The organism is Streptomyces venezuelae (genome assembly GCF_008642315.1).
Classification (GTDB): Bacteria; Actinomycetota; Actinomycetes; order Streptomycetales; family Streptomycetaceae; genus Streptomyces; species Streptomyces venezuelae_D.
Map to the genome: position 1 here is coordinate 417,844 of NZ_CP029192.1, position 24,540 is coordinate 442,383.

21 protein-coding genes and 1 pseudogene are annotated in these 24,540 nt (G+C 71.3%); 8 read left to right on the top strand and 14 right to left on the bottom strand.

The annotated features are described in order from the left end of the window. Positions 1-26: 26 nt before the first annotated feature. Complete coding sequence (locus DEJ48_RS01945; protein WP_150213867.1) at positions 27-1,514, bottom strand: hypothetical protein; 1,488 nt, start codon at positions 1,512-1,514, stop codon at positions 27-29. 234 nt (positions 1,515-1,748) lie between these two features. Between DEJ48_RS01945 and DEJ48_RS01950 the strand changes: the two genes are divergently transcribed. Next, a complete protein-coding gene (locus DEJ48_RS01950; RefSeq protein WP_150213869.1) occupies positions 1,749-2,936 on the top strand; it encodes an aminoglycoside phosphotransferase family protein in 1,188 nt (395 codons plus the stop codon). 69 nt (positions 2,937-3,005) lie between these two features. Here the strand turns inward: DEJ48_RS01950 and DEJ48_RS01955 are convergent, their stop codons facing one another. The 6 genes from DEJ48_RS01955 to DEJ48_RS01980 are packed head-to-tail and all read right to left on the bottom strand — an operon-like array spanning position 3,006 to position 11,914. Beyond that, positions 3,006-6,146: a ThuA domain-containing protein gene (locus DEJ48_RS01955; RefSeq protein WP_150213871.1), complete on the bottom strand. Its 3,141-nt coding sequence runs from the start codon at positions 6,144-6,146 to the stop codon at positions 3,006-3,008. Between the two features lie 60 nt (positions 6,147-6,206). Then, complete coding sequence (locus tag DEJ48_RS01960) at positions 6,207-7,103, bottom strand: sugar phosphate isomerase/epimerase family protein (RefSeq protein WP_223831839.1); 897 nt, start codon at positions 7,101-7,103, stop codon at positions 6,207-6,209. Continuing rightward, positions 7,100-8,314 (bottom strand): substrate-binding domain-containing protein, encoded by a 1,215-nt coding sequence (locus DEJ48_RS01965; protein ID WP_150213873.1) that lies wholly within the window; start codon positions 8,312-8,314, stop codon positions 7,100-7,102. Before DEJ48_RS01965 ends, DEJ48_RS01960 begins: the two co-directional genes overlap by 4 nt. Next, positions 8,311-9,321 (bottom strand): ABC transporter permease, encoded by a 1,011-nt coding sequence (locus DEJ48_RS01970; RefSeq protein ID WP_150213875.1) that lies wholly within the window; start codon positions 9,319-9,321, stop codon positions 8,311-8,313. The genes DEJ48_RS01965 and DEJ48_RS01970 overlap by 4 nt, the downstream gene beginning before the upstream one ends. After that, on the bottom strand, positions 9,318-10,322 hold the full coding sequence (locus tag DEJ48_RS01975) for an ABC transporter permease (protein WP_150213877.1): 1,005 nt from the start codon (positions 10,320-10,322) through the stop codon (positions 9,318-9,320). The genes DEJ48_RS01970 and DEJ48_RS01975 overlap by 4 nt, the downstream gene beginning before the upstream one ends. Continuing rightward, positions 10,319-11,914 (bottom strand): sugar ABC transporter ATP-binding protein, encoded by a 1,596-nt coding sequence (locus DEJ48_RS01980; protein WP_150220890.1) that lies wholly within the window; start codon positions 11,912-11,914, stop codon positions 10,319-10,321. Before DEJ48_RS01980 ends, DEJ48_RS01975 begins: the two co-directional genes overlap by 4 nt. A 199-nt stretch (positions 11,915-12,113) precedes the next feature. Here DEJ48_RS01980 and DEJ48_RS01985 point away from each other — a divergent pair, with 199 nt between their 5' ends. Together DEJ48_RS01985 and DEJ48_RS01990 are read left to right on the top strand one after the other, a co-directional pair. Beyond that, positions 12,114-13,310 carry an ROK family transcriptional regulator gene (locus tag DEJ48_RS01985; protein WP_150213879.1) on the top strand — a complete coding sequence of 399 codons (1,197 nt, stop codon included), beginning with the start codon at positions 12,114-12,116 and terminating at the stop codon, positions 13,308-13,310. A gap of 130 nt (positions 13,311-13,440) precedes the next feature. Next, positions 13,441-14,274: an alpha/beta hydrolase gene (locus DEJ48_RS01990; protein WP_150213881.1), complete on the top strand. Its 834-nt coding sequence runs from the start codon at positions 13,441-13,443 to the stop codon at positions 14,272-14,274. A gap of 17 nt (positions 14,275-14,291) precedes the next feature. Here DEJ48_RS01990 and DEJ48_RS01995 read toward each other — a convergent pair whose 3' ends face one another. From DEJ48_RS01995 to DEJ48_RS02020, 6 genes are all read right to left on the bottom strand, one after another. Beyond that, on the bottom strand, positions 14,292-15,026 hold the full coding sequence (locus DEJ48_RS01995; RefSeq protein ID WP_150213883.1) for a PAS domain-containing protein: 735 nt from the start codon (positions 15,024-15,026) through the stop codon (positions 14,292-14,294). Next, on the bottom strand, positions 15,023-15,541 hold the full coding sequence (locus tag DEJ48_RS02000; protein WP_150213885.1) for a methanogen output domain 1-containing protein: 519 nt from the start codon (positions 15,539-15,541) through the stop codon (positions 15,023-15,025). Before DEJ48_RS02000 ends, DEJ48_RS01995 begins: the two co-directional genes overlap by 4 nt. 127 nt (positions 15,542-15,668) lie before the next feature. Beyond that, entirely contained in the window at positions 15,669-15,935 is a 267-nt protein-coding gene (locus DEJ48_RS02005; RefSeq protein ID WP_150213887.1) for a hypothetical protein, read from the bottom strand. A 328-nt stretch (positions 15,936-16,263) separates the two neighbouring features. After that, positions 16,264-16,848, bottom strand: a complete 585-nt coding sequence (locus tag DEJ48_RS02010; protein ID WP_150213889.1) for a putative immunity protein — start codon at positions 16,846-16,848, stop codon at positions 16,264-16,266. A 19-nt stretch (positions 16,849-16,867) separates the two neighbouring features. After that, the gene (locus DEJ48_RS02015; RefSeq protein WP_150213891.1) at positions 16,868-17,344 is read right to left on the bottom strand and encodes a DinB family protein; all 477 of its coding nucleotides are present in this window, start codon (positions 17,342-17,344) and stop codon (positions 16,868-16,870) included. A 7-nt stretch (positions 17,345-17,351) separates the two neighbouring features. Further along, entirely contained in the window at positions 17,352-18,023 is a 672-nt protein-coding gene (locus tag DEJ48_RS02020; RefSeq protein ID WP_150213893.1) for a class I SAM-dependent methyltransferase, read from the bottom strand. Between the two features lie 105 nt (positions 18,024-18,128). Between DEJ48_RS02020 and DEJ48_RS02025 the strand changes: the two genes are divergently transcribed. From DEJ48_RS02025 to DEJ48_RS02040, 5 genes and pseudogenes are all read left to right on the top strand, one after another. Next, positions 18,129-18,401, top strand: coding sequence for a hypothetical protein (locus tag DEJ48_RS02025; protein ID WP_150213895.1), 273 nt, complete (start codon positions 18,129-18,131; stop codon positions 18,399-18,401). A gap of 391 nt (positions 18,402-18,792) precedes the next feature. Then, positions 18,793-18,918 (top strand): annotated as a pseudogene (locus DEJ48_RS40720) (ATP-binding cassette domain-containing protein); the annotation flags it as partial. Positions 18,919-19,127: 209 nt separating this feature from the next. After that, complete coding sequence (locus tag DEJ48_RS02030; RefSeq protein ID WP_263399427.1) at positions 19,128-20,363, top strand: ATP-binding cassette domain-containing protein; 1,236 nt, start codon at positions 19,128-19,130, stop codon at positions 20,361-20,363. Positions 20,364-20,603: 240 nt separating this feature from the next. Then, positions 20,604-22,595: an N-acetylmuramoyl-L-alanine amidase gene (locus DEJ48_RS02035; RefSeq protein ID WP_150213897.1), complete on the top strand. Its 1,992-nt coding sequence runs from the start codon at positions 20,604-20,606 to the stop codon at positions 22,593-22,595. Positions 22,596-22,701: 106 nt separating this feature from the next. Beyond that, positions 22,702-23,145 (top strand): NUDIX hydrolase, encoded by a 444-nt coding sequence (locus tag DEJ48_RS02040; RefSeq protein ID WP_223831841.1) that lies wholly within the window; start codon positions 22,702-22,704, stop codon positions 23,143-23,145. Here DEJ48_RS02040 and DEJ48_RS02045 read toward each other — a convergent pair. Further along, positions 23,050-24,534 carry an FtsW/RodA/SpoVE family cell cycle protein gene (locus DEJ48_RS02045; RefSeq protein ID WP_223832416.1) on the bottom strand — a complete coding sequence of 495 codons (1,485 nt, stop codon included), beginning with the start codon at positions 24,532-24,534 and terminating at the stop codon, positions 23,050-23,052. The genes DEJ48_RS02040 and DEJ48_RS02045 overlap by 96 nt on opposite strands. Positions 24,535-24,540 lie beyond the last annotated feature (6 nt).

Here is a 24,540-nt window from a genome sequence, read left to right on the forward strand (position 1 = left end):
CGCGACGCCGTGTGCACTCCGGTGAGCTACGCCCTGGCTGTCCTCCCCCTGGCACCCTTCGGCAGGGCGAACTTGATCTCCTCGCGCAGGTCCTGGATCTTCGGGTAGCCCGAGTACTGCGCGGTCAGCCGGTACATCTCGCGCAGCCGGTCCCAGGTGCGGTGCGAGGAGTTCGCCCGCATCGACACCAGCGCCAACCGCGCGTACCTGTCGGCCTGTTCGGGGTCGTCGGCGATGAAGCAGGCCGACGCGAGTGAGATGTAGTCGAAGATCTGCGAACGGTCGCGATTCTTGGCCCGCAGCTCGATCGCCTCCTTCGCGTGCCGCTGCGCGGCGTTCGCCGCGGACGCCTCATGGTCGGCGAGGGTGCGGTACGCCAGGGCCTGCATGCCGTGCAGATCCGCCTCGTCGAACATCTGCATCCAGCTCGGCGGCGGCACGTCCCCCTTGTCGGAGACGAAGAGGTCCTCGGCGAGACCGAGGGTGCGACGCATGGCCTGGCCGCGCCCCATGGACGCGTGCGCCCACGCCTCGATGGTGTACAGCATCGCCCGGGTGCGGGGCAGCGCCTCCTCGCCCGCGCCCGACTGGGCGAGCTTCATCAGGTCCAGGGCGTCGTCCGGTTTGCCCAGGTGCACCATCTGGCGCGCGGCCCGCGACAGTGCTTCACCGGCGCGCGGGCGGTCGCCGCCCTCGCGGGCGGCGTGCGCGGCGATGACGAAGTACTTCTGCGCCGTGGGCTCCAGGCCGACGTCGTGCGACATCCATCCCGCGAGCACGGCGAGGTTGGCAGCGACGCCCCACAGGCGCCGCTGGAGGTGATCGGGGTGCCGGTAGGCGAGCATGCCGCCCACTTCGTTGAGCTGGCCCACCACGGCCTTGCGCTGCAGCCCGCCTCCGCGGGCCGCGTCCCAGGCACGGAACACTTCGACGGAGCGCTCCAGTTCCTCGATCTCCTGGGACCCGATGGGAGCTGCCTCGTAGCGGTCGAGCCCCGCGGGGTCGACGTGCAAGGGATCCTCGATACGGGGGGCGTCGGCCTTGATGGCCGGATCGGTGTGCAGCCAGTCGTGCATGGCGCTGCTGAGTGCGGAGCCTGCGGCAAGCGCAGCGCCCGCGCCCACCAAGCCGCGTCGGTTGAGCATGAGGTCCATTCCCGTGAATTCGGTGAGGACCGCGGCCGTCCGCTCGGGCGCCCACGGCACGCCGTCGGGGTGCTCCACACTCCCGTCGCCACGCCGCTTCCCTGCGCGCCCGTGCCGGACCAGACCCAGATCCTCAGTGGTCACGACACGGCCGAGACGCTCGGTGAACAGAACAGCCAGCACCCGTGGCACCGGATCGCGCGGGATCTCTCCCATGTCGATCCACCGCCGCACCCGCGAGGTGTCGGTGGCCAGCTGGGGGTGGCCCATGGCCGCCGCCTGCCGGTTCACCAGTCTCGCGAGCTCCCCCTTCGACCAGCCGGCCAGGCCGAACAGGTCCGACAGGCGGGTGTTGGGTTGTCCGTTCACGTCAAGCCCCCAGGTTCTCGGCTGAGTTGACAGTAACCCTCTGTCAGTTGCTGAGCGACTATTCGCCAGGGTTCGCCAGGGTGCGCCACATGGTGTGCCAGGGGACGCCGGGTGTCAGGTAGGAGTGCGCCACCCCGACCCGGTCGCCGCAAGGCACTCCCCAGGGTGCACCCGAAGCGATCGGGCCGGGAGGCGCACGCAACTCACAGGCACACGAAGGGATCTGTATCGCCCATGTACGCAGCATCGTCCTCCGTGTCCGCCCCGCCCCGGCCACTGCACCCGCGCCCCCCGGTCCACCGGAGCCGCGAGGTGACCCCGTCGTCGGGGAACGGCCCCTATCTGGAGCCGGTGCGCCCCGCGGGCGCACCGCTGGGCGCCGGCCGCACGCCCCGTCTGCCGGGGGCCGGCACGCAAACGCTCAGCGGGAGACTCGACTTGTCCGGCCCCCAGGGGGCGCAACTGCGCACCGCGATCGCTTCGGTGCACCGCATCTGCCCCGAGTTCAATCCGGTGCAGGTGCTCCGCAGAAGCGGTCGCACCGCGTTGCTCGTCGGCACGACGGGGCGCAGCACCGCTGTAGCCAAGTGTCTGCTGGACCACTCGCCCGGCTGGGCGGAGCGGATCAGGCACGAAATAGCGGTATACCGTTCGTTCGTCCGGCACCGGCCGCCGGTCCGGGCGCCGCGGCTGATCGCCGCCGATCCGGACGACTGCACGCTGGTGATCGAGCGGATGCCCGGGCGGGTGGCGGCCCTGCACCGGCATCCCATCGAGTCGCCGCCGCGTCCGGACATCCGGGCGGCGCTTGCCTCCATCTGCCGCCTCAACCAGTGGCGGCCCCCGGCCGAGATGTTCGGCAAGCCGATGGACTACGGCAAGCGCATCACCCGCTTCCACGAGCTGGGCCTGCTGACGGACCGCGACATGGGCGATCTGCAGAAGCTGCTGCACGGCATCGCGCACTCCGTCGCGCATCAGGGAAACGGCCACCAGTCGATGTGGCAGTTCTGCCACGGTGACGCCCTGCTGTCGAACATTCTCCTCTCGCCTCCCGGTCCCGTCTTCGTCGACTGGGAGCACGCCGGCTGGTACCTGCCGGGGTACGACTTGGCGACCCTGTGGTCGGTGCTCGGTGACGCGCCGGTGGCCCGGCGGGAGATCAGTCAGCTGGCGCAGTCCGCGGGTCCGGCGGCGCGTGACGCCTTCCTGGTCAACCTGATGCTGGTCCTGACCCGGGAGATCCGTACGTACGAGACGGCCGTGCAGCGTTCGATGCACGACGCGACCCCGACGGCACCGGGCCCGGCCCACCCCGGTGCTGCGCCGTCCGGCGAGGAACAGCGGCTGCTGCTCAGGCGGCTGCACGACGACTGCCAGCTGGCCCGCCGGGCCGTGCGGGCGGCGGTCGGCACTCGCTGACGGGGAAACAGGTCCGCGGTGCGCTTTGGACAGGGGCGCACCGCGGACCTTCTCATGTGGCTGTTCCGGCTAGGACGCGGAGAACTGGACCGCGTCCACGTCGAAGGAATTGTCCTGGGGCGATTTGAAGACCAGGTACAGCTTGTGGGTGCCGGTCAGGGCCTCGACCGGGACCTCGGGAGTGGACCGGTAGGTGTCCCAGCCGCCCGTGTCGGGCACGGGGGTCGTGGCGAGCAGCTTGCCGTCGGGCGCGTCGGCGCGCAGTTCGACGGAGCCGACGCCGTAGGGCGAGGACAGCTTGTACGCGACCTTGCCGATGCCCTCCACGCTCATCGGGCTGAAGGCGATCCAGTCGCCGTTGCTGATGTCGCCGATGCGCTTGCCGTTCTCGGCTCCCTCCTGCGAAACGATGCGCGTCCCCGACTGGTCGTCGCGGTACTCGGCCTGCTTGTGCTTGGGCTGCAGCACCGAACGGCCGTAGCCGGTCAGGGCGCTGACGCCGTCCCCACCCTTGTCGGTGTACTTGGCGTTGAGGACGTACGTGAGGTCGGCGCCCTCGGGGTGTCCGCCGAGGTCGCCGGTGTCGACGGTTCCCTCGCAGCCGGGGATGTCGGTGGTGGGGTGCTCGTGGTCGTCGTGGCCGAGTGCCGGGTTGACGGTGACCTTCGAGCAGTCGACGGTGCCGTCCTCCGGGTCGGTCACGGTGACCTTGTACGGGATCTTGTCGCCGAAGTCGATGAGCTTGCCGTCGACGGGCGTCTCGATCGTCACCTCGGGCGCGGTGTTGCCCGCGGTGACGGGGACGTTGGCGTAGCCGGTCTTGCCCGTGGAGTCGGTGACTTTGAGCTGTGCGTTGAAGTCGCCCTTCGTGGTGTAGGTGTGGGAGGGGTTCGCGTCCGTGGAGTCGTAGGTGCCGTCGCCGTCGAAGTCCCAGGCGTAGCTGAGGGAATCGCCGTCGGGGTCGGTGCTGCCGGCGCTGGAGAAGTCGACTTTCAGCGGAACGGGGCCGTTGGTGGCGGATGCCTTGGCCTTGGCGAGCGGGATGCGCTGTCCCTGGGCGTAGTCGATGCGGTAGAGCCCGGAGTCGTTGTTGCCGCCGCCGAACTCGCTGCCCCACTCCAGGACGTACAGGGATCCGTCGGGCCCGAAGGTCATGTCCATGGGTTTGGCGAACTTCGCCGTCTTCAGGAAGTCATTGATCTTGAGGAGCTTGCCGTCCTTGTCGAAGCGGATCTCCTTGACCGAGTCGCGCGCCCACTCGTAGAAGAAGTTCGCGCCGTCGAAGTAGGCGGGGAACTTCGTCGTGGAGGGGTTCTTCGCGTCGTAGTGGTAGACGGGGCCGCTCATGGGCGCCGAGCCGCCGGAGCCCATTTCGGGGAACTCCTCGGAGGTGCCGTACCCGTACCAGATCTCGGGCTGCTGGAGGGCGGGGAGGTCTTTGAGGCCCGTGTTGTTGGGTGAGGGGTTGACGGGTTTGGCGCAGTCGAACTTGGCGCCCGCCTTCTGGGTGTCGGGGTCGTAGGGCGCGTAGGCCTGGTTGTTGCCGTGGCAGAAGGGCCAGCCGAAGTTGCCGGCCTTCTTGATGACGTTGTACTCGACGAGTCCCTCGGGGCCGCGTTCCGTGGTGGGGGCGCCGCGGTCGGGGCCGTAGTCGGAGGCGTGCACGTATCCCGTCTTGGGATCGACGGTGAAGCGGAACGGGTTGCGGAAGCCCATGGCGTAGATCTCGGGGCGGGTCTTGGCCGTGCCCTGCTTGAAGAGGTTGCCCTTGGGGATGGTGTAGCCGCCCTTGTCCTTGGGCTTGACGCGCAGGATCTTGCCGCGCAGATCGTTGGTGTTGCCCGCGGTGCGGGCGGCGTCCAGCATCTGCTTGCCGGGGCGCCAGTCGAGCGGCGCGTAGCCCTGCCAGGCGGGGTCGAGGTTGGGCGGGGTGTCGTCGCCGACGCCGAGGTAGAGGGTGCGGTCGGGTCCGAACTCGACGGCGCCGCCGGTGTGTCCTGGCTCGGGGAAGGTGCGGTCGCGGTAGGCGGGGACGTCGAGGAGCTTCTTCTCGCTGGCGAGGTCGAGGGTGTCGTCCTTCTTGACCGTGAAGCGGGAGAGGCGGTTGACGTCGTCGGTGGCCTTGGCGGGCGCGTAGTAGAGGTAGATCCAGCGGTTGGTGGCGAACTTGGGGTCGAGTTCCATGCCGACCAGGCCGTCCTCGCCGCCCGTGTACACGTCGAGCTTGCCAGCGGTGCTGGTGGCGTGGGTCTTCGGGTCGAAGATCTTCACCTCGCCGCTGCGCTGGACGTAGAAGACCTTGCCGTCCTTGGCGACGTCGAGCTCCATGGGGTCGGCGGTGTTGTCGTCGAGCGCGGTCTTCTCGTAACCGGACCAGACGGTGCCGCCGCAGTCGCCGGGAGCGTTGCCCGCGGCCCACTTGATGCCGCCGAGGACGTGGTCGCGGAAGGCGGGCTCGCTGTAGGAGGCCTTGTCGTGGCCCATGGCGGTGGCCCACACCTTGCCGCCCTCTGCGTTGCGGCACCAGGAGATGGGGTGGTCGGCGCCCATCTTGGAGCCGCCGGGGTCGTACGTGGTCTCGTCTGCGGTGACCAGGACGTGGACGTCGCCGCGGGGGTTCTTGTCGAAGTTGTACCACTCCTCCGGGCGTTCCCAGCGCTCCGGGAGTCCCTTGGTGGAGGGGTGGGCGCGGTCGGCGACCTTGGCGGTGCCCTTGAGGACGCCCGGTGAGTGGGCGGGCATGTGGGCGCCCGCGTTGATCAGGTCGTCCCACCAGGGGAAGGAGTCCTCGACGCCCATGTCCAGGGTGTTGTGCAGGGCGACGACGCCCTTGCCGCTCTTCACGTACGCCTTCATGGCGTCGCGCTGGGCTTCGGTGTCCCAGACCATGCCGGAGTTCTGCAGCATGATGATGACGTCGAAGTCCTTGAGCTTCGCGTCGTCGAAGACGGTGGCGTCGTCGGTCTGGACGACCTCGAAGTTCTCCGCCGCCGCCTGCTCCTTCACCATCTGGACGCCGGCCGGGATGGAGTCGTGGACGTATCCGACGGCCTTGGTGAAGAGCAGGGCGCGGAAGGCTGGGGCCTTGTCGGCGGCCGTGGCTCCGGCGCCGGGCAGGAAGGCGACGGTGAGGAGCAGGGCTGCGGTGAGGGCGAAGACCGCTCTTCGTAGGCCTCTGAAGCCCTTTATGTCACGAGCATGACAGCTCATGAGGTGGTCCTCTCTGTGTGGAAGGGACGGGAATTCCGGATGCCGGAAGGCTGGGAAGACTCAGAGGGCCGCGAGAGTGCGGCGCAGGAAGCGGAGGCCGTCCGTGGCGAGCGCGTCCTGGCTGCGGGCCAGCGGCCGCCAGACGGAGGCGGCGACAGCGATGGCGTCGTTGTGGGCGGTGAACGACTCGATGCACAGGGTGCCCCGGTACTCAGCCGCACGCAGCGCGGTCAGGAAGCCGGGCCAGTCGAGGTGGTCGGCGCCGGGGGCGCCGCGGTCGTTGGCGCACACCTGGACGTGGGCGATGCGCCCCGCCGCCACGGCCACGGCCTCGGGCAGGGAGTGCTCCTCGATGTTCTGGTGATACGTGTCCAGAGCGATGCCGATGACGTCCTCGGGCAGACCTTCGAGCGCGTCGAGGGTCTGGGCGACGGTGTTGAACAGACTCGTCTCGTACCGGTTGAGGGGCTCGACGGCGATGCGGACTCCGGCGCGGGCCGCGTGGTCGACGACCGGGGCGATGTTGGCCCGCCACTCCTCGTGGGCCGCCGCGCGCACAGCGCGGTCCATGCGCCAGGTGCGGCCGACCGGTGCGTACACGGGTCCGGCCACCACGGGAGCGCCGACCGCGTGCGCCGCGTCGACGCAGCGGCGGAGGTAGTCCTGGGTGGTGCGGGCGGTGATCGGGTCAGCGCGCACGAGGTTGCGGCCGTCGGACATGACCGCGACGACGGCGGCCGGGGAGACACCGGTGGCGTCGAGGACCTTGGTGACCGCGGCCGGGTTCCAGTCGTCGAGGCTCTCCAGCGGGAGTTCCGCGCAGTCGAAGCCCCAGTCGGCGAGGCGGGGCAGGGTCTCGGCGAGGGCGTCGGTGGTCACGGGCGAGTGCCAGATCCAGGGATTGGCGCCCAGCTGCCATTCAGCGGCCCATGGTCGGGCGCCGTCCGTCGGCGTCACTTCTTGCCTCCCCAGTCCCCGGGGTAGCCGGGCATCCTCTGGCAGCCGCACATCGCGTAGTGCAGCGGCGGCATGCCGTCGCGGAGGTACTCGTCGAGGTTGGCCTGCGTGACGGTGGGCTGTGGCAGCTTCCACTCCTTGGGGACCGGCTTGCCGTCCAGGACGCGCAGGGCCGCGATGACGGGCGTACGCCACTGGAAGGTCGGATAAGTGGGGGCGATCGCGGTGAGTTTCTTGTCCTTCCATGCCTCCAGGAAGTCCTGCTGGTCCTCGCCGGTGATGGGCGGTACGTCGACGCCCGCGTCCTCGAAGGCCTCGACCGCGGCGACGGCGGTGGCGCCGGAGTCCATCCACACGCCGTCGATGGAGCCGTGCCGGGAGATGGCGTCGGCGACGATGGACTTGGTCTTGGCGGGGTCGCCGTCGGTGAACTTCACGTCGGCGACGTCGAGTTCACTCTTGTCGAAGGCGAGCTTCGCCGCCGACCACCGGGTCTCCAGGACGTCGACGCCCGGTGAGATCCGCAGGGCGAGGATCTTTCCCTCGGGCTCGACCTTGTCGACCAGGAAGTCGGCGGCGACCGCGCCGTAGCCGTATCCGCCGATCGGGTTGACGAAGGTGACCGCGCAGTCCGTCTCGACGCCGCGGTCGAAGACGATGACGGGCAGCTTGTCGCAGGCCTCCTTCACGGCGGGGGTGAGGGTGGCGGTGGTGTTCGGGGAGACGACGAGGGCGTCGCAGTCCTTGCTCCCGGCGAGTTCCTGGATGTCGGAGATCTGTTTGTCGTCCTTGCCCTGCGCGTCCAGGACGGTGAAGTCGGAGATGTCCTTGTGGAGTCTCACCTCGGCCTTCATGGTCTTGAGGCCGACCTGCCGCCAGGGGTTGAACACCCCCGCGTTGGAGAAGCAGAGGTGGACGCCGCCCGAGCCCTTCTTCTTGTACTGGGCGGTGCTGGTCATCTGCGGTTCGAGCATCTGCTCCCAGGGTCTGCCCGCCGGGCCCCTCGGGGTCTCGCGGGCGAGCGCCAACTGCCGCTTGTACTCGGACCGTTCGAAGAACTTGGATGGCTTGTCGCCGCCCGTCTCCGTGCTCCCGCTCGCGGCGGCGGGCGCGTCGAGCGGGGTGTCGCTGGAGCAGGCGGCGAGCAGGGCGCCCGACAGCAGGACGGCGGCCGACGCCAGCGTTCGTCTACGGACCGTGCGCGGGTTCATGTGGGTGTCCCTCCCGAGGAGTTGGTACGACGACGGCGCAGCCGGGACCAGTCGGCGGCGCCGATGCCGACGGCGGCGATGACGATGACGCCCTGGACGGTGGACTCCAGGGCGCCGGACACGCCCCGCAGATTGAGCAGGGTGAACAGGGCCTGCAGGGAGAAGGCGCCGGCCATCGCGGCGACGACGCTGCCGCGGCCGCCGCCGAGCACGACGCCGCCGAGGACCACGGCGGTGATCGCCTCGAACTCGTACCCCCGGCCGGCCTGCGCGGAGACGCCGGAGAAGCCGCCGACGAGGACGGCGGCGAGCGCGGCGGCCACCCCGGAGAGGACGAAGGCGATGACACGCGCCCGGTGTACGCGTACGCCCGACAGGGCCGCGGTGCGTTCGCTGTCGCCGGTGGCGACGAGCGTGCGGCCGAAGTCGGAGCGCATGAGGAGGACCGCGAGGGCGCCCGCGGCCAGACAGGCGACGACGGCCCAGGGCAGCCAGCCCAGCGCGGTGCCGCGCCCCAGCTGCCGGAAGTCCTGCGGGAGTTGGCCGTGCGGCGAGCCGCCCGTCCAGTAGAAGACCGCTCCTTCGAGGATCAGCATCATGCCGAGCGTGGTGATGAACGACGGGACGCGCAGCCAGGTGGTGATCAGCCCGTTCACGAGTCCGGCGAGCGCTCCCGCGAGCAGCAGTCCGGAGGCGACGATGAGCCAGGGCGCGTCGGGGAACGAGCCGTAGACCTCGGCGGCCGCGACGACCCCGGCGGTCACGATCGCCCCCACGGACAGGTCGAACTCGCCGCAGACAATGACCAGATACTGCCCGGCCGCGAGGATCACCAGGGGCGCCGCCCTTTTGACGAAGGCGAGGAAGCGGTCGGGTTCGTAGAAGCCGATGTCGGTGACCGCGAGGAGGACGAGCAGCACCGCGAGGAGCGCGTAGACCGGAGCGCCGGTTCCCAGGGAGCGGACCACGCGCTTGTACGTCGCGCCGGTTGCCGTGGCCGTGGTCATGCGGTCCTCCTGCTGCCGCGCCGGGCGTAGAGGGCGACGGCGGCGATGATGACGACGCCTCTGACAACGTTCTTGAAGAACGGGTCGACGCCGAGCTGGTTGAAGACGGAGTCCAGGACGGCGAGGACGAGGACGCCGCCGAGGGTGCCGACCACTCCCCCGCGGCCGCCCGCGAGCGCCGTGCCGCCGAGGACGACGGCGGCGATCGACTCCAGGTCGTAGCGGGCCTCCGTGCCGGCCCAGGGGGCGCCGGAGCCGAGGCGCGCGGCGAGGAACAGTGCGGCGGCGCCGACGCACAGCGAGCAAAGGACGTGGGCGGCGATGACGGTGCGGCGGGTGCGGACGCCGGAGAGGCGTGCCGCGTGTTCGTCGCCGCCGGTGGCGTACAGGTGGTGGCCGAAGCGGGTGCGGCGCGTGATCAGCCAGAGCGCGGCGGCGACGGCGAGGAGCAGGAAGAGGGAGACCGGGAAGGGTCCGATGCGGTCGTAGCCGAGGTGCTGGAAGGAGACGGTGACCTTGCCCGCGGGTCCCGTGTAGTTGTCCTCGATCCAGCCGCGCAGGATGAACGCGGTGCCGAGGGTGGCGATGAAGGCGTTGACCTTGAGTCCGGTGACGATGAGCCCGTTGGCGAGGCCGACGGCCGCCGACAGCGCGAGGACGGCGAGGACGGCGGTGACGACGCCGCCGTCCTCCATGGTGGTGGCGGCGACGAGCGTGCCGAGGCTGATGAGATAGGCCACCGACAGGTCGAGGGAGCCGGTGAGGATGACGGCGGTCTGGCCGACGGCGACGAGGCCGAGGGCGACGCAGTTCTGCAGGATGCCGACGACGTTGGCGAGGGTGAGGAAGTCACCGCCCCGGGCGGCGACGACGATCCAGCCGAGTGCGGTGACGGCGGCGGCGGCGAGCCAGATGCCGACGGCCGGGTCGGTGAGTCGGCCGCGGCGGTGGGGGGCGCTCGCTCGTACGGTGGGCGGCGGCGCGACGGCGGTGCCGGTCATGCGGCTCCTTCCTCTGCGGGTCTGCCGGGCGCGGGCGGGGTCGGGCCGTGGTGCGGTGAGGTCGGGCCGTGGTGCGGTGAGGGCTGGGCGTGGCGCGGTGGGGGCGGGGCGGGCGCCGGGGTCGCCGCGGGGTGTCCGGTGGCGAGGTGCATCACGTCCTCCTCGGCTGCGCCCGGCGGGAGTTCTCCGGCGATGCGGCCGTCGGCCATGACGAGGATCCGGTCGCTCATGCCGATGAGCTCGGGCAGTTCGGAGGAGACGATGAGGACGGCGAGGCCCTCGCGGGCCAGGTCGCGGACGAGGGTGTGGATGGCGGCTTTGGCGCCGACGTCGACGCCGCGCGTCGGCTCGTCGAAGAGCAGCACGCGCGGCCGTGCGGCGAGCCATTTGGCGATGACGACCTTCTGCTGGTTGCCGCCGGAGAGGTACTGGGTCTGCTGGTCCTCGCCGCGCGCGTGCAGCCTGACGCGTTCCAGGAGTGCGGTCAGTTCGCGTGCGGCGGGCGGCCGGTTCCGGTCGGGTACGGCGCGGGTGACGAGGAGGGCGTTGTCGCGCACGGACTGGCGCAGGGCGAGGCCTTCGGCCTTGCGGTCCTCGGTGACCAGGGCGATCCCGGCGCGGATGGCCCGGCGCGGCGACGTGGGGCGCAGTGCGGTGCCGTCGACGGTCATGGTGCCTTCGGTGAAGGGTGCGGCGCCGAACAGGGCGCGGGCCAGGGAGGTGCGGCCGGAGCCCTGGAGCCCTGCGATGCCGGTGACCTCGCCCGCGCGCAGGGTGAGGTCGATGCCCTTGAGCCGGCTGTTGCCGCCGCCGCGCACGCTCAGGCGGACGTCGCCGATGTCCTCGGGGCGGGCGCGGGGCGGGTAGTAGGCGCTCAGCTCCCGGCCCACCATGGCGCGTACGACGTGGTCGGTGTCGGTCTCCGAGGTGGGCACGGTCGTCACATGACGGCCGTCCTTGAGGACCGTGACGCGCTGCGACAGGTCGAAGACCTCGCGTAGGCGGTGCGAGATGTACAGGATGCCGAGTCCGCGGTCGGCGAGGCGGCGTACGAGCGCGTGCAGCAGGCCCGCTTCGTGGTCGGCGAGGGGCGCGGTCGGCTCGTCCATGACCAGCACGCGCACGTCGGACGCGAGCGCCTTGACGATCTCGACGGTCTGCTGCCGGGCGACGGACAGGTCGCGGACGTAGGTGCGCGGGGTGATGCCCGGCACGCCGACCTCGTCGAGGAGTGCGGCCGTGCGGGCCTCCATCGTGCGGCGGTCGACGAGGCCGCGGCGGGCGGGCTCACGACCGAGGAAGACGTTCTCGGCGACGGTGCGGTGTTCGAGGAGCGCGAACTCCTGGTGGATGATGCCGATTCCGGCGGCCTGCGCCTGCGCGGGATGCGTGAAGGCGTGTTCCGTGCCGTCGAGTGTGATCGTGCCCTCGTCCGGGACGTGTTCGCCGGCGAGGATCTTCATCAGAGTCGACTTTCCCGCGCCGTTCTCGCCGACGAGTGCGTGCACCTCGCCCGCGGCGAGGTCGAGTGAGACCCCGTGCAGCACGCGCACCCCGAGAAAGCTCTTGGAGACGCCGCGCATCGTCAGCATCGTGCGGTTCACCTGGCTTGCCTGCATCGCCTGCACCCTCGGCTCCTTCGGCAGCGGTCTGCAGAGCAATGTGATGAGCGAACTTTGACCTGTCAAGGGCTCAAGCGCGTTTGCCAGCAAGCAATTTGACGGTGACTTAGGTCGAGGATCGAACAGCATCGGCCTTGTGAGCAGCGAAAGTCGTCCCTAAGGTTGCGGCATGTCTGGAGCGCCGGATCATCTCCCCGCAGCCGTGCCGTCCTCGCCCGGTGAGGTGCTCGCCCTGCTGCGCACCGGTGCCGCCCAGACGCGTGCGGACATCGCCCGTCTGACGGGCCTCGCGCGGTCGACGGTCTCGCAGCGCGTGGACGCGCTCATCGCGCACGGCTTCCTCGCGGAGGAGTCCGACGGCGGCTCGACGGGCGGGCGGCCGCCGCGCAGGCTCCGGCTGCGCACCGGCGAGCACGCGGTGGCGGGCGTGGACCTGGGGGCGTCGCACTGCCGGGTGGCGCTCATGGACATCGGCGGCGAGACGCTGGCCCTGCGCGAGGACCCGCTGTCCATCGGGGACGGCCCGCAGGCGGTTCTCGGCCACGTGGAACGCACGCTGCGCACCCTGCTCAAGGAGTCGGGGCGGGACGCGGGGGGCCTCAAGTCGATCGGCGTCGGCGTGCCGGGGCCGGTCGAGTTCTCCACGGGCCGGCCGGTGGATCCGCCGATCATGCCGGGGTGGCATCAGTTCCCCATCCCCGAGTTCTTCGCCGACCGCTTCGGTCCGCGCGCCCTCGTCGACAACGACGTGAACGTGATGGCGCTGGCCGAGCAGCGCCGCGCCTTTCCGGACACCCGCTATCTCCTCTACATCAAGGTCGGCACGGGCATCGGCTGCGGCATCGTCGCCGACGGCCGGCTGCACCGGGGCGCGCAGGGCAGCGCGGGCGACATCGGGCACATCCGGGTCGGTGATGTGGAGGACCCCTGCCGGTGCGGCAACACGGGCTGCCTGGAGGCGGTCGCGGGCGGCGCGGCGCTCGCCCGCAGGCTCTCCGCGCTCGGTCTGGAGGCGGCGTCGGGCAGCGACGTCGTACGTCTGGTCAAGTCGGGCAACCGCGACGCCGTGCGCATGGTGCGCGAGGCCGGCCGGGCGGTCGGCGAGGTGCTCGCGGGTCTGGTGAACTTCTTCAACCCGGACACGGTGGTCGTCGGCGGGGCGCTCGCCGCCGTCCACGACCAGCTCCTCGCGGGCGTCCGGGAGGCGGTGTACCGCCGCTCGCATCCGCTGGCCACGCATGTGCTGCGCATCGAGCCGACCCGTACCGGGGAGAACGCGGCGGCGATCGGCGCGGGGATCCTCGCGGTCGAGCACGCGTTGTCGCCGCGGCAGGTGGACCGTGTCCTGTCGGGCGCGGCGCGCTGACACACACCGATCACTGCACGGACACACGACCCCGCCCGTGACGGCGCGATCCGGCAGCGCGGGCGGCAGTATCGGCCAACACCCTCGGATTGCCCTTACCGCACGGCACCGGTGACCGTAGCGTCTGGGTATGTCCGCAACCGACGCAGAGCAGATCGACCGGGCCAATTCCTCCGACCGCACACCGGCCGTCTTCGTGCACGGCCTGTGGATGCTGGCGAGCAGCTGGGACCACTGGCTGCCGCACTTCGAGGCCGCCGGGTTCGCCCCGGTCGCCCTGACGTGGCCCGGCGAGGCGGCGACGACGACCGAGGCGAGGCAGCGCCCCGAGACCATCGCGGGCCGGACGGTCGGGCAGGTCGCCGACCATCTGGCGGGCCTCATCGGCACGTTGGAGCGCAAACCCGTGGTGATCGGGCACTCCGTCGGCGGGCTGCTCACGCAGATCCTCGCGGGCCGCGGCCTGTCCGCGGCGTCGGTGGCGATCGACCCTGCCCCGTTCCGCGGCGTCCTCGCGATGCCCCTGTCGACGGTGCGTTCACTGATCCCGATGATCGCGAACCCCGCCGACCGCAAGCGCGCGAAGCCGCTGACGTACCAGCAGTTCCGCTACGCCTACGCCAACGCCGTCAGCGAGGAGGAGGCCCGCTCCATCTACGAGCGGTACGCCGTGCCCGCGCCGTGCGCCCCGCCGATGCAGGCGGCGCTCGCCAACTTCAACCCCCGTACGGAAGTGAAGGTGGACTGCCGCAATCCGCAGCGCGGCCCGCTGCTCGTCGTCTCGGGCGGCAAGGACAACGCGATTCCCTGGGCGCTCGCCAGCGGGGCGTACAAGCGGCAGAAGCGCAATCCGGGCGTCACGGAGATCGTCGAGCTGCACGGGCGCGACCACGCGCTGACGCTCGACAGCAGGTGGCGTGAGGTCGCGGACGTGGCGCTCGCGTTCGTACGCCGATTCGTCTGACGACGCCGGGCGCGTGTTCAGAATCGTTCCAGCGCGCCGCCGATCAGGGCCGTCACCGACTCCAGATGTTCCGCCGGAGGCTGCGCGTCCGTGGTGAGGGCGAGGGTGGCGTGCGGCGGGACGGGAATGCGGAGGCCCGCGTTCACGGGTGTCGCGTCGGCGAGGTGCAGGTCGGCCCGGGCACATCCGAGGACCGGCGGGACGTGTTCGGCGACGAGCTTCGTGACCGCTTCCGGTGTGGCGGCCGCGGCGAGCGCCACGACGAGCGTGTGCAGGTGGTCGAGTCGGGTGCGGACGGCCGACAGGGCCGTGTTGAGCGCGGCGCGGTCCTCGGTGGCCCGGAAGCGGAGGATGCGTTCGCGTTCCAGCGCGTTGACGCGGTCCTTGAGGGTGAGGAAGCGGTCGCCGGGGTCGATGCGGACGGCGCGGAGGTGCACGGTCGGGGCGGGCAGCCACTGCGCCCGGGCGCCGAAGCAGCGGCATCGCAGCCGTACTCCGTTGTAGCCGTGGAGGGTGAGGCCCGCCGGTGTCGGATGGCCGGTGCGCAGCCACTGCCGGACGAACCGGCCGACGTCATCGGCGGATTCGGAGACGAGGTCGCTCAGCGAGCTGTCGTCCTCGACGCCCGGGAGCAGCCGGACGGCCGCGGGGTTGGCGGCGAGGACCTGACCGTCGGCGGCGACGAGCAGCACGGGTTCGGTGTGCAGGGAGGTGATCTTCCGGAAGAGGCCGAGCGCCTCGTCGCGGATCACGGAAGATCGCCGTAGTACTCACGCCCGGTGCTCGCCTCGGTCTCGGACGGTGGGCGGAGGTGGACGACCACCCGGCAGCCGACGTCCCAGCGGGCGATGGTCTTCTCCAGTTCCACTCGGGCGTATCCGAGGTTCTCGGCGGCGAGGGTGCCGAAGACGTTCGACGTCATCATGCACATCGAGGGGCGGCCCACGACCTTCTCGCCGAACGGGCAGACCCGGTTGCCCAGGACGATGCGCTGGTCGCTCTCCTCCAGAACGTAGAAGCCCCCGCCGATACGCCTCTTGAAGTCGACCATGACCTGAGCGACCTGCCCGCGGTCGAGCCGGTCGACGGCGAGCGCCTTGGCGTACTGGTGGTTGAGATCGACGCCGATGGTCTGGCTGACGAGGCTGACGTACCCGGCGGCTTCCTCGAGACCGACGACGTCTTCGAGAACCCGTGCCAGTTCACGGATGAGGCTCCGCATGAACACGTCCCGATCCAGGGCGATGGGCGCTTCGGACGGTTCCACTGAGCACTCCCTAGCGAAGCAGCCGCTCCGACGCGGCTCTCACCTTGCGTCACATCATGGTCGCTTGCGGTGACGCGAACTGTCGACCGCTTTCACCAGAGAGGTACAAAAATCGCGGGCCACTACATCAAACAACGAAGGGATCGCCCGAGACGCCCGCGAGCCGGATGAGGCCGGGCCCGGAGGCGTCCGCCGTCACGACGTAGATCGTGTACGTCCAGGAGCGCTCCGCCGCGTACTCCTGCGCCCAGGTCAGGAGTTCGTCGACGTCGACCTCTTCTTGGACCTCGTACTCGTGGGAGGCCTTGGACGGTACGTCCCAGAAGTGGATCCGGTACGTGGCGCGGTCCTGTTCCCAGGTCGTGGTGCGGGGGTCGGTGAGGCGGAGGTGCATGAGGGCAGCGTAGGCGGGGGCCTCCGGGGCGCGGCAGCCGTGTGGTCCAGTTCACCCCGTACACGGCCGTGGTCCGGAACAACGAACGGTGACGTGTCGTTCTTCTGTACGTGACTGCGGAGGGGACAGTGTCCCCGGGCCTCACCTATAGCCCATGGGGAAGATCGTTCGGCTGAAGCCCCATGGAGCCTTTTGCCGAGAGGCGACCGCCCTCCGCCGGTCACACCCAACGGCCCCGGCTGGTCTCCCCCGTCCAGCCGGGGCTTTCTCGTGTCACCGCCGGTCCCTCCGCTGCGGGTTGCGCCGGTCAGGGTCCTGTTCTGCCGGGTCAGGGGCGCAGGCGCGCGTCCAGTTCGCGGATCAGCTCGCCCACCCGTCCGCCGCCGGCCGGTGCCGCCGGATAGCGATCGAGTACGTCGACGACAGCCCGTGTCGCCCGACGCGCCGCCCGCTCGACGCACTCGGCTCCTACGTCGCGGTCGTCGCCGGCCGCGAGCTCCGCCGCACGCGCCGCGTGGGCGGCCGCTCCGAGGATGTGTTTGACCTGGGTGGCCTTGGCGAGCGGATGCAGATAGGCGGCTCCCGCCGCGGCCATCGCCGCCCGCGCCGCCTCCTGAGCGGGTGCGGTGTCCGCTTCCTTTGCCGCCTTCAGCGCCGCCCATGCGGTGTCGCGAAGCCGCTTCCCGCGCTCGCCGCCCCCGGCGAACTCCCGAGCCGCGTCGATCGCCTCCCGGGGGCGCGCGTCGTCCGGCCGGTCGGCCTCGACGAGCGCGAGCACCTCCTGCGCGCAGGCCGCGGCGAACGCGGTGACCTCACGGAGGTCCTGTTTGCCGAGCACGATGTCCGTCGCCTCGACCGTGCCTGCTGTGTCGGCTGTGCCTGCCGTGTCAGCCGTTTCTCTCTCCCCTGCCATGTGTCCATCTTCACCCGCCTCAACGGCCGGTGGACCCGTCGAGCCGCTCACGCAGGATGTCCGCGTGCCCGGCGTGCCGGGCGGTCTCCTCGATCATGTGCACGAGGACCCACCGCATCGAAGGCACCGGGCCCCGGCGACGGGCGCGCGGGGCCGGCCGGGTCAGATCCGGGCAGGCGTCGATGATCTCGTTCGCCCGCTCGACGGTCTTCCGGTAGTCGGCGCGCACGCTCTCGACCGTGTCCTCGGCACACGGCCTCAGGGTCGCCTGCCAGTCGGCGGGTTCCTTGCCCAGGAAGTAGAACCGTTCGACGGACGCCAGGTGCTTGAGCAGCCCGAGCAGGCTCGTGCCCGACGGGACTCCGGCCGTGCGGACCCGCGGTTCCGGCACGCCGTCCACCTTGTCCGCGATCGCGCCCCGCAGTTGGTCGAGGACGTTCCGGAGAGTCGCCTTCTCGTCGTCGTCCGCCGGGGAAGGTGCCGTGTTCGTACGCATGCGGTCGTCACTCCGTTCCTGTGGTGGCGGGCCGGAGAAGTCCGGCGGTGGACTGGACGAGAAGGACGTTGTCGACGACGGTGGCGGTCTCGCCCGCGGGGCCCGTGGCCGTACGGCGGGCCGCCTCCGCCCGCAGTACGGGCCAGCACGTCGGATCGAGAGCGAGGTCGGCGGCGACCTCCTCCGGGGTCGGGTGGTGGACGTCGGGGTCCTGGTTCCAGGACCAGGGCGCCGTGGAGCCGTGGTCGACGATCAGGAGGAGTCCGCCGGGGCGCAGGGACCGGGCGGCGGCACGCAGGACGTGGGTGCGGAGCAGCGGGAACGGGGTGTGGAAGTACTGGGCGGAGACGAGGTCGAACCGGCCTGCCGGGACTCCCACGGCGAGATCGTGCTGCTGCGCGGTGATCCGCTCGGCGACCCCGAGGTCGCGTGCGCGTTCTCGTAGCCGCTCGACGGCCGTACCGGAGATGTCCACGGCGGTGACGTGCCAGCCCTGCCGGGCGAGCCAGACGGCGTCGCCCCCGGCGCCGCACCCCAGGTCCAGGGCGGTGCCGGGGAGAAGCGGCGCGGCGGTCTCGGCGAGCAGCGGATTGACGCGGGTGCCCCAGTCGCGGTGGGTGCGGTAGTGGCGTTCCCAGAACTGTTCGGCGCCCTCGGGGGTGCTTTCGGTGGATTCCATGTCGACAGCTTCGGCAGCGCTGTTTCACTCCTGCAAGAGAAATTGCGGATCTGCGAAAGGCTCGGCAGGGGTCCACTGTCAGTGGTGGCTGGAAGGCTGGGCCGCATGGACAGCGACGATGAGCAGCTGCTGCGCGGCCGGGTCTACGGCCACGATCACGAGCGCCCCGGCCCGCGCCCGGGGAAGTCCTATGTGGAGCTGGTGGGCGGCCCGTTGGACGGGCTGCTGCTCGACATCACCGGCTGGACGCGCGAGGAGGTCACCGCGGGCGTCGCCCTCCCGACCGAGCTGGGGCGGTTCGGCGCCGGCGGCCGGTCGACGTACCGCCCGAGGCCGGGCGGTCAGGCCCGGTTCGAGTGGGCCGGGGACATCAGATGACGGCGGCATCCCCGAGCGCGAAGGCCTGCCGCGCGAAGGCCCACCCCCTGAAAAACCAGAGGAAGAGTGACAGTCCCTGCTGTTAGCCTGATCCGCATGGCACGAGGTATCTGGTCGCAGAAGGTCCGCTCCGCCCGCTGACGGCGGCGCCCTTCTCCCACTGAATCAGCGCTCGCCGTCCCGGTTCCCGCCGGGCGGCCGCTCACCGCTGCCCGGCTCCACTGCGAGCTGCGGAGCACCCCGTGAACCCCACCCCCTTCCCGAAACCCGCCCGACCCAGGCTCTCCCCCTCCCTCTGCCCGTCGAGGCCGGCGACAGCGCGCACATCCGCGCCGAGGGCGTCACCGTCACCCGCGGGTCCCGACGCGTCCTCGACGACGTCTCGGTCACTGTGTCCGCCCGGTCGCGCATCGCCGTCGTCGGCGAGAACGGCCGGGGCAAGACGACACTGCTGCACGTCCTCGCCGGGCTGATCGCCCCCGACGAAGGCGCCGTGCACCGGACCGGCACGATCGGGCTCGCCCGGCAGGAGCTGTCCGCGCGGGACGGCGAGACCGTCGGCACCCTCACCTCCGAAGCCCTGGCCGCATCGCTCACGGCCCTGGCCGCGCTGGACGAGGCGACCCTCGCCATGGCCGACGGCGCCCCCACCGCCGACGACCGCTACGCCGCCGCGCTCGACACCGCCACACGCCTCGACGCGTGGGAGCCGAACGCCGTGTCGACGTGGCCCTGGAGGCTCTCGGTGCCTGTACGGACCGGGGGCGGGAGTTGTCGAGCCTGTCGGTCGGGCAGCGGTACCGCGTACGCCTCGCGTGCCTGCTCGGTGCGCGGCACGACGTCCTGCTGCTCGACGAGCCGACCAATCACCTGGACGCCGGCGGGCTCGACTTCCTGACGCGCAGGCTGCGCGAGCACGACGGCGGCCTCGCCCTCGTCAGCCACGACCGGGCGCTGCTGCGCGACGTCGCCGACCGGTTCCTCGACCTCGATCCGACACGTGACGGCAGGACCCGCACGTACGCGGGCGGTTACGACGCCTGGCAGGCGGCCCGACGCCGTGAGCGCGAGCGCTGGGAGCAGGACCACGAGGAGCAGCAGGCGGAGCACCGGCGGCTGCGGGACGCGGCGGCGCAGGCCCGCGACCGGCTCTCCACGGGCTGGCGCCCGGACAAGGGCACCGGAAAGCACCAGCGCCAGTCCCGCGCCCCGGGCGTCGTCCAGGCCCTGAAGCGGCAGCAGGAAGCCCTGGAGGCGCACCGAATCGACGTGCCGGAGCCGCCTCCGGTGCTGCGGTGGCCGGAGGCGGCTGTCCGGCGGGGCGCGGCCCAGCTGCGGGCGCACTGCGTCGCGGTCGAGGGTCGCCTCGCAGGGCCCGTCGACCTCACGCTCGACGGGGGCGACCGGCTGCTCGTGACGGGGCCGAACGGTGCCGGGAAGTCGACGCTGCTCGCGGTGCTCGCCGGTTCGCTCGCGCCCACGGAGGGATACGTCTCCACGGCCGCCGGCGCCCGGGTGGTGCGGGTGACCCAGGAGACCGCCGGGCAGGACCCCGCTCTCACCGCCCGTGAGGTGCACGCCCGTCACGTGGGGCGGCTCGTGGCCCGCGGGGTGCTCCGCGACGCCGACGTGGTCCCGCTCGGCTCGCTCGGTCTGCTGGACCGCGACGCGTCGCGCACGCCGGTCGGGAGGATGTCACAGGGCCAGCAGCGGCGCCTGGATCTGGCGCTGGCGCTGTCCGGGCGGCCGGGTGCGATCCTGCTCGACGAGCCGACCAACCATCTGTCGTCCGCGCTCGTCGACGAGTTGACGGACGCACTCCGCGTCACGAGCGCCGCCGTCGTGGTCGCGACGCACGACCGGCAGCTGCTGCGGGACCTCGCGGACTGGCCGCGTCTGGAGATCGGGAACACCCCGAACCATCGTGGGCCGGTTCGGCGGCGTGCCCGGACCGCCGGGTGACGTCGGCCCCTCGCCCGAGCCTCATTGGTCCATGCCACTGACGCGCCGCAGCCGGTGCGACCACCGCCTGCGAAAATTTGTCCGTACCTCACTCTTGACCCATCAGGACCAGCGCTGACATGCGAAATTCCGGCCCCTGGGCATGATTGACGGATCGTCGGAGAGCCGGTACCACTGACGCACGCCCGGCCCCGCACGCCCCGTCACGCTTCACCGGCCCAGGAGTTCCAGGAGGCTGCCTTGCGAGGATCCGACACCGCCCGTACGCCGTCCGCGCGCAGACGTACCGTCAGGACGGCCGGCGCCCTCGCGTCGGCCGGCCTGCTGGTTCCACTGCTCGGCGCGGCCCCGTCGTCGAGCGCACCCCAACAGGCTGCCCCGGACCGGCTGCAGGGAGCCTTCGCCGCGGCCGCCGACGCGTACCACGTGCCACAGAGCGTGCTGCTCGGCGTGTCCTACCTGCAGTCCCGGTGGGACGCCCACGGCGGCGCGGCCAGCGTCACCGGGGGCTACGGCCCCATGCACCTGACCGACGCCCGCACCGCCCTGGCCTCGGCCCCGCACCACAGCGAGGGCACGGAGGACCCGCGCGGCGACACCTCGCGCCCGGCGCCCCCGCCGAAGGCCGAGGTGCCCGAGGAGTCCGAACTCCCCGCCCGCCTCAAGACGCTGCCCCGCGCCGCCGAGCTGAGCGGCCGGTCCGCCGACGAGCTGCGCACCGATCCCGCCGCGAACGTCGAGGGCGGCGCGGCCCTGCTCGCGGCGGCCCAGCGCAAGCTCGGCAAGCCGCTGAGCGGCGACCCCGCCGACTGGTACGGCGCCGTGGCGCGCTTCTCCGGAGCGGACGACGAGGCCACCGCGGCCACGTACGCCAACGACGTGTTCGCCGTGATCCGTGACGGCGAACAGCGCACCACGGACGCGGGCCAGCGCGTGACGCTCGCGCCGGAGCCGGGCCTCGCGCCCGACGAGGCACAGCTGAAGCGCATGGGCCTGCGCAGGGCGGCGGCGGCCGAGACCGAGTGCCCGAAGACCGTGTCGTGCGAGTGGATCCCGGCGCCGTACGAGGAGTTCAAGGACCCCAACGGCAACCCGGACTACGGCAACCACGACCTGTCGGACCGGCCGAAGAGCCAGAGCATCGACACGATCGTCATCCACGACACCGAGGGCAGGTGGGAAGGCGTCCTGAACATGGTGCAGGACCCGACCTACGTGTCGTGGCAGTACACCCTGCGCTCCACCGACGGACACATCGCCCAGCACGTGAAGGCCAAGGACGTCGCCTGGCACGCGGGCAACTGGTACGTGAACGCCAAGTCGATCGGCCTGGAGCACGAGGGCTTCCTCACCGCTCCCGACACCTGGTACACGGAGGCGATGTACCGCACGTCGGCCCGGCTGGTGAAGTACCTCGCGAAGAAGTACGACATTCCCCTGGACCGGCAGCACATCCTCGGCCACGACAACGTCCAGGGCACCGTGACGTCGTCTATCCCGGGCATGCACACGGACCCGGGCCCGTACTGGGACTGGCAGCACTACTTCACGCTGCTCGGCAAGCCGTTCCACCGCACGGCGGGTCGGGACGGCGGCGTGGTGACGGTGGCGCCCACGTACTCCAAGAACCGTCCGGAGTACACGGGCTGCGTCAAGCCCGGCGAGAAGTGCGTGCCGCACGGTTCGGCGGCGGTGCGCGTCCACACCGAGCCGCGTGACGACGCGCCGCTGATCAAGGACATCGGCAAGCGCCCCGGCGGCCAGGACTCCACGATCGACGTGAACGACACGGGGGCGCGGCTCTCCACCGGCCAGCAGTACGCGGTCGCGGAGCGCAAGGGCGACTGGACGGCCGTCTGGTACCTCGGGCAGAAGGCCTGGTTCAAGAACCCGAAGAAGCAGCCCACCGCGGTCGACGCGAAGGGTCTCGTGGTGACACCGAAGGCCGGGGCGGGCGACGTCCCGGTGTACGGGCGCGCGTACCCCGAGAAGGAGGCCTACCCGGCCGGTGTGCCGGTGCAGACCGTCCCGCCGCTGCCGTACAAGATCCTCGCGGGTCAGAAGTACGTGGTCGGTGACAAGGTGCCGGGCGAGTACTTCTACTCCCCGACGTTCGACACGGCACCGCACAAGGTGGTGCGCGGCAAGGACATGTACTACGTGATCCAGTACGGGCACCGGGTCGGCTACGTGCGGGCGGCCGACGTCCAGGCGGCACGGTCGGGCAAGTAGCCGCGCCGCGACCGGTCGGGCCCGGGGCCGCGTGGGGGCGGTGCCGGGCCCGACGTACGATCTGGAGCGATCTCGTGTCGCGGGTGGGAACTCCGGAGGTGCTCAGGTGGGCGAGCGGGCGACGGATCAGGTGCGCTCACGTGTCTCGGCTTACGCCGTCGCGGCCGTGCGGGACGAGCTGCTGCTGACGCGGCTCTCTGCCGCCTCCCCCGTCTTCGAACCCGGTCTCTGGCATCTGCCCGGTGGCGGCGTCGACCCGGGCGAGCAGCCGGAGGAGGCGCTCGCGCGGGAGCTGCACGAGGAGACGGGGCTCGAACTCGTCGGTGCTCGCCTCGTGGACGCGCGGACGTACTCGGCGCGCAGGTTCGGGGTGAGCTGGCATCTGGTGGGGCTCTTCTACGTCGTCGAGCTCGCGCCGGGTTCCGTCGGGGTCGTGGAGTCCGACGGCTCCACGTCAGACGTCGCCTGGATGCCCCTGGCCGGTCTCGACGAGTCGGTGCTGTCCCCGGCCGCGGCCGACGGGCTCGGGATGGTCGGCGCCCGGATCTGAGACCTCCGTCCCGTACTGGTCCCCGTCGGTCGGGTTCAGGTGCCTGCGGGCCTGGTTGCTGATGGCCAGGAGGAGCGCGACGATCAGCCAGTTGGCGACCATCGACGAGCCGCCCTGGGCGAGGAACGGCAGCGCCTTGCCGGTGAACGGCATCAGGCCGGTCACTCCCGCCACGATGATGAACACCTGCAACGCCATCACCAGGGACAGGCCCGCGGCGAGCAGCTTTCCGAACGGGTTGCCGCAGGTGATGGCCGTGCGGAAGCCGCGCGCGACGAGCAGGGTGTAGAGCAGCAGGACCGCCATCACGCCGGCGAGGCCGAGCTCTTCGCCGACCGTGGTGAGGATGAAGTCGCTGCGCCCGGCGAAGCCGATGAGTTCCGGGTGCCCCTGTCCCAGGCCGCTGCCCGTGACGCCGCCGCTGCCGAAGCTGAACAGGGCCTGCGCGGCCTGGTCCGAGATCAGGCCCGGCGGGCGCTGGTCGGCCGGCAGATAGATGTCGAAGGGGTGCAGCCAGGCCATGACCCGGCCTTTGACGTGCGGTTCGGTGGCGCCCACCGCGACGGCGCCCACCAGGGTCATGGCGACGCCGCAGGCCACCCAGTTGGTGCGTTCGGTGGCGATGTAGAGCATGGCGATGAAGACGCCGAAGAACAGCAGTGACGTACCCAGGTCGCGTTCGAACACCAGCACCAGCAGGCTCAGGAGCCACACCGCGGCGATGGGACCGATCTGCCGACCGTACGGCAGCGTCATGCCGAGCCAGCGGCGGCCGGTGCAGGACAGGGCGTCACGGTTGAGCACCAGGAAACCCGCGAAGAACACGACGATGCTGACCTTCGCGAACTCCCCCGGTTGGAACGAGAGCGGGCCGAGGTACACCCAGCGCTTGGCGCCGTAGGTGTCGCCCGGGAAGAAGGCGGGCGCCATCAGCAGGGCCATGGAGGCGGCCATGGTGACGTAGAGGTAGCGCTGCAACTGCCGGTAGTCCCGCAGCGCCCACAGCACGACGATCGTGGCGGCCACCGCGAGGACGGTCCACACGAGCTGTCCGCCGCTCGCGGGCGCCGAGTCGAAACGTGCGGCGTAGGCGGGGTCCAGGCGCTGGATCAGGACCAGGCCGAGGCCCGTGAGGAGGAACGCGAGCGGCAGGATCAGCGGGTCGGCGTAGGGGGCGAATCTGCGGACGGCCAGGTGGGCGGCGGTGGCCAGGCAGAGCTGGGAGACGGCGAAATGGGTGAGCCGGGCGGGCAGGCCGCCCGTCATGGCGAGGCCCGCGGACGCGTAGCCGTAGATGACGACCGCGAGGGCGAAGGCGAGCAGCAGCGCCTCGGTGCGCCGGGCGTCGAGGGCGCGGGGGCCCGCGTCGCGGGCGCCCGGCCGCCGCACGGCATA

Coding starts and splice junctions, on each gene's coding strand:
- DEJ48_RS02020 (WP_150213893.1), bottom strand. CDS start 18,023: ATGGAATCCACCGAAAGCACCCCCGAGGGCGCCGAACAGTTCTGGGAA.
- DEJ48_RS02010 (WP_150213889.1), bottom strand. CDS start 16,848: ATGGCAGGGGAGAGAGAAACGGCTGACACGGCAGGCACAGCCGACACA.
- DEJ48_RS02005 (WP_150213887.1), bottom strand. CDS start 15,935: ATGCACCTCCGCCTCACCGACCCCCGCACCACGACCTGGGAACAGGAC.
- DEJ48_RS01985 (WP_150213879.1), top strand. CDS start 12,114: ATGTCTGGAGCGCCGGATCATCTCCCCGCAGCCGTGCCGTCCTCGCCC.
- DEJ48_RS01970 (WP_150213875.1), bottom strand. CDS start 9,321: ATGACCACGGCCACGGCAACCGGCGCGACGTACAAGCGCGTGGTCCGC.
- DEJ48_RS01965 (WP_150213873.1), bottom strand. CDS start 8,314: ATGAACCCGCGCACGGTCCGTAGACGAACGCTGGCGTCGGCCGCCGTC.
- DEJ48_RS01975 (WP_150213877.1), bottom strand. CDS start 10,322: ATGACCGGCACCGCCGTCGCGCCGCCGCCCACCGTACGAGCGAGCGCC.
- DEJ48_RS01990 (WP_150213881.1), top strand. CDS start 13,441: ATGTCCGCAACCGACGCAGAGCAGATCGACCGGGCCAATTCCTCCGAC.
- DEJ48_RS02015 (WP_150213891.1), bottom strand. CDS start 17,344: ATGCGTACGAACACGGCACCTTCCCCGGCGGACGACGACGAGAAGGCG.
- DEJ48_RS01955 (WP_150213871.1), bottom strand. CDS start 6,146: ATGAGCTGTCATGCTCGTGACATAAAGGGCTTCAGAGGCCTACGAAGA.
- DEJ48_RS01980 (WP_150220890.1), bottom strand. CDS start 11,914: ATGCTGACGATGCGCGGCGTCTCCAAGAGCTTTCTCGGGGTGCGCGTG.
- DEJ48_RS01950 (WP_150213869.1), top strand. CDS start 1,749: ATGTACGCAGCATCGTCCTCCGTGTCCGCCCCGCCCCGGCCACTGCAC.
- DEJ48_RS02025 (WP_150213895.1), top strand. CDS start 18,129: ATGGACAGCGACGATGAGCAGCTGCTGCGCGGCCGGGTCTACGGCCAC.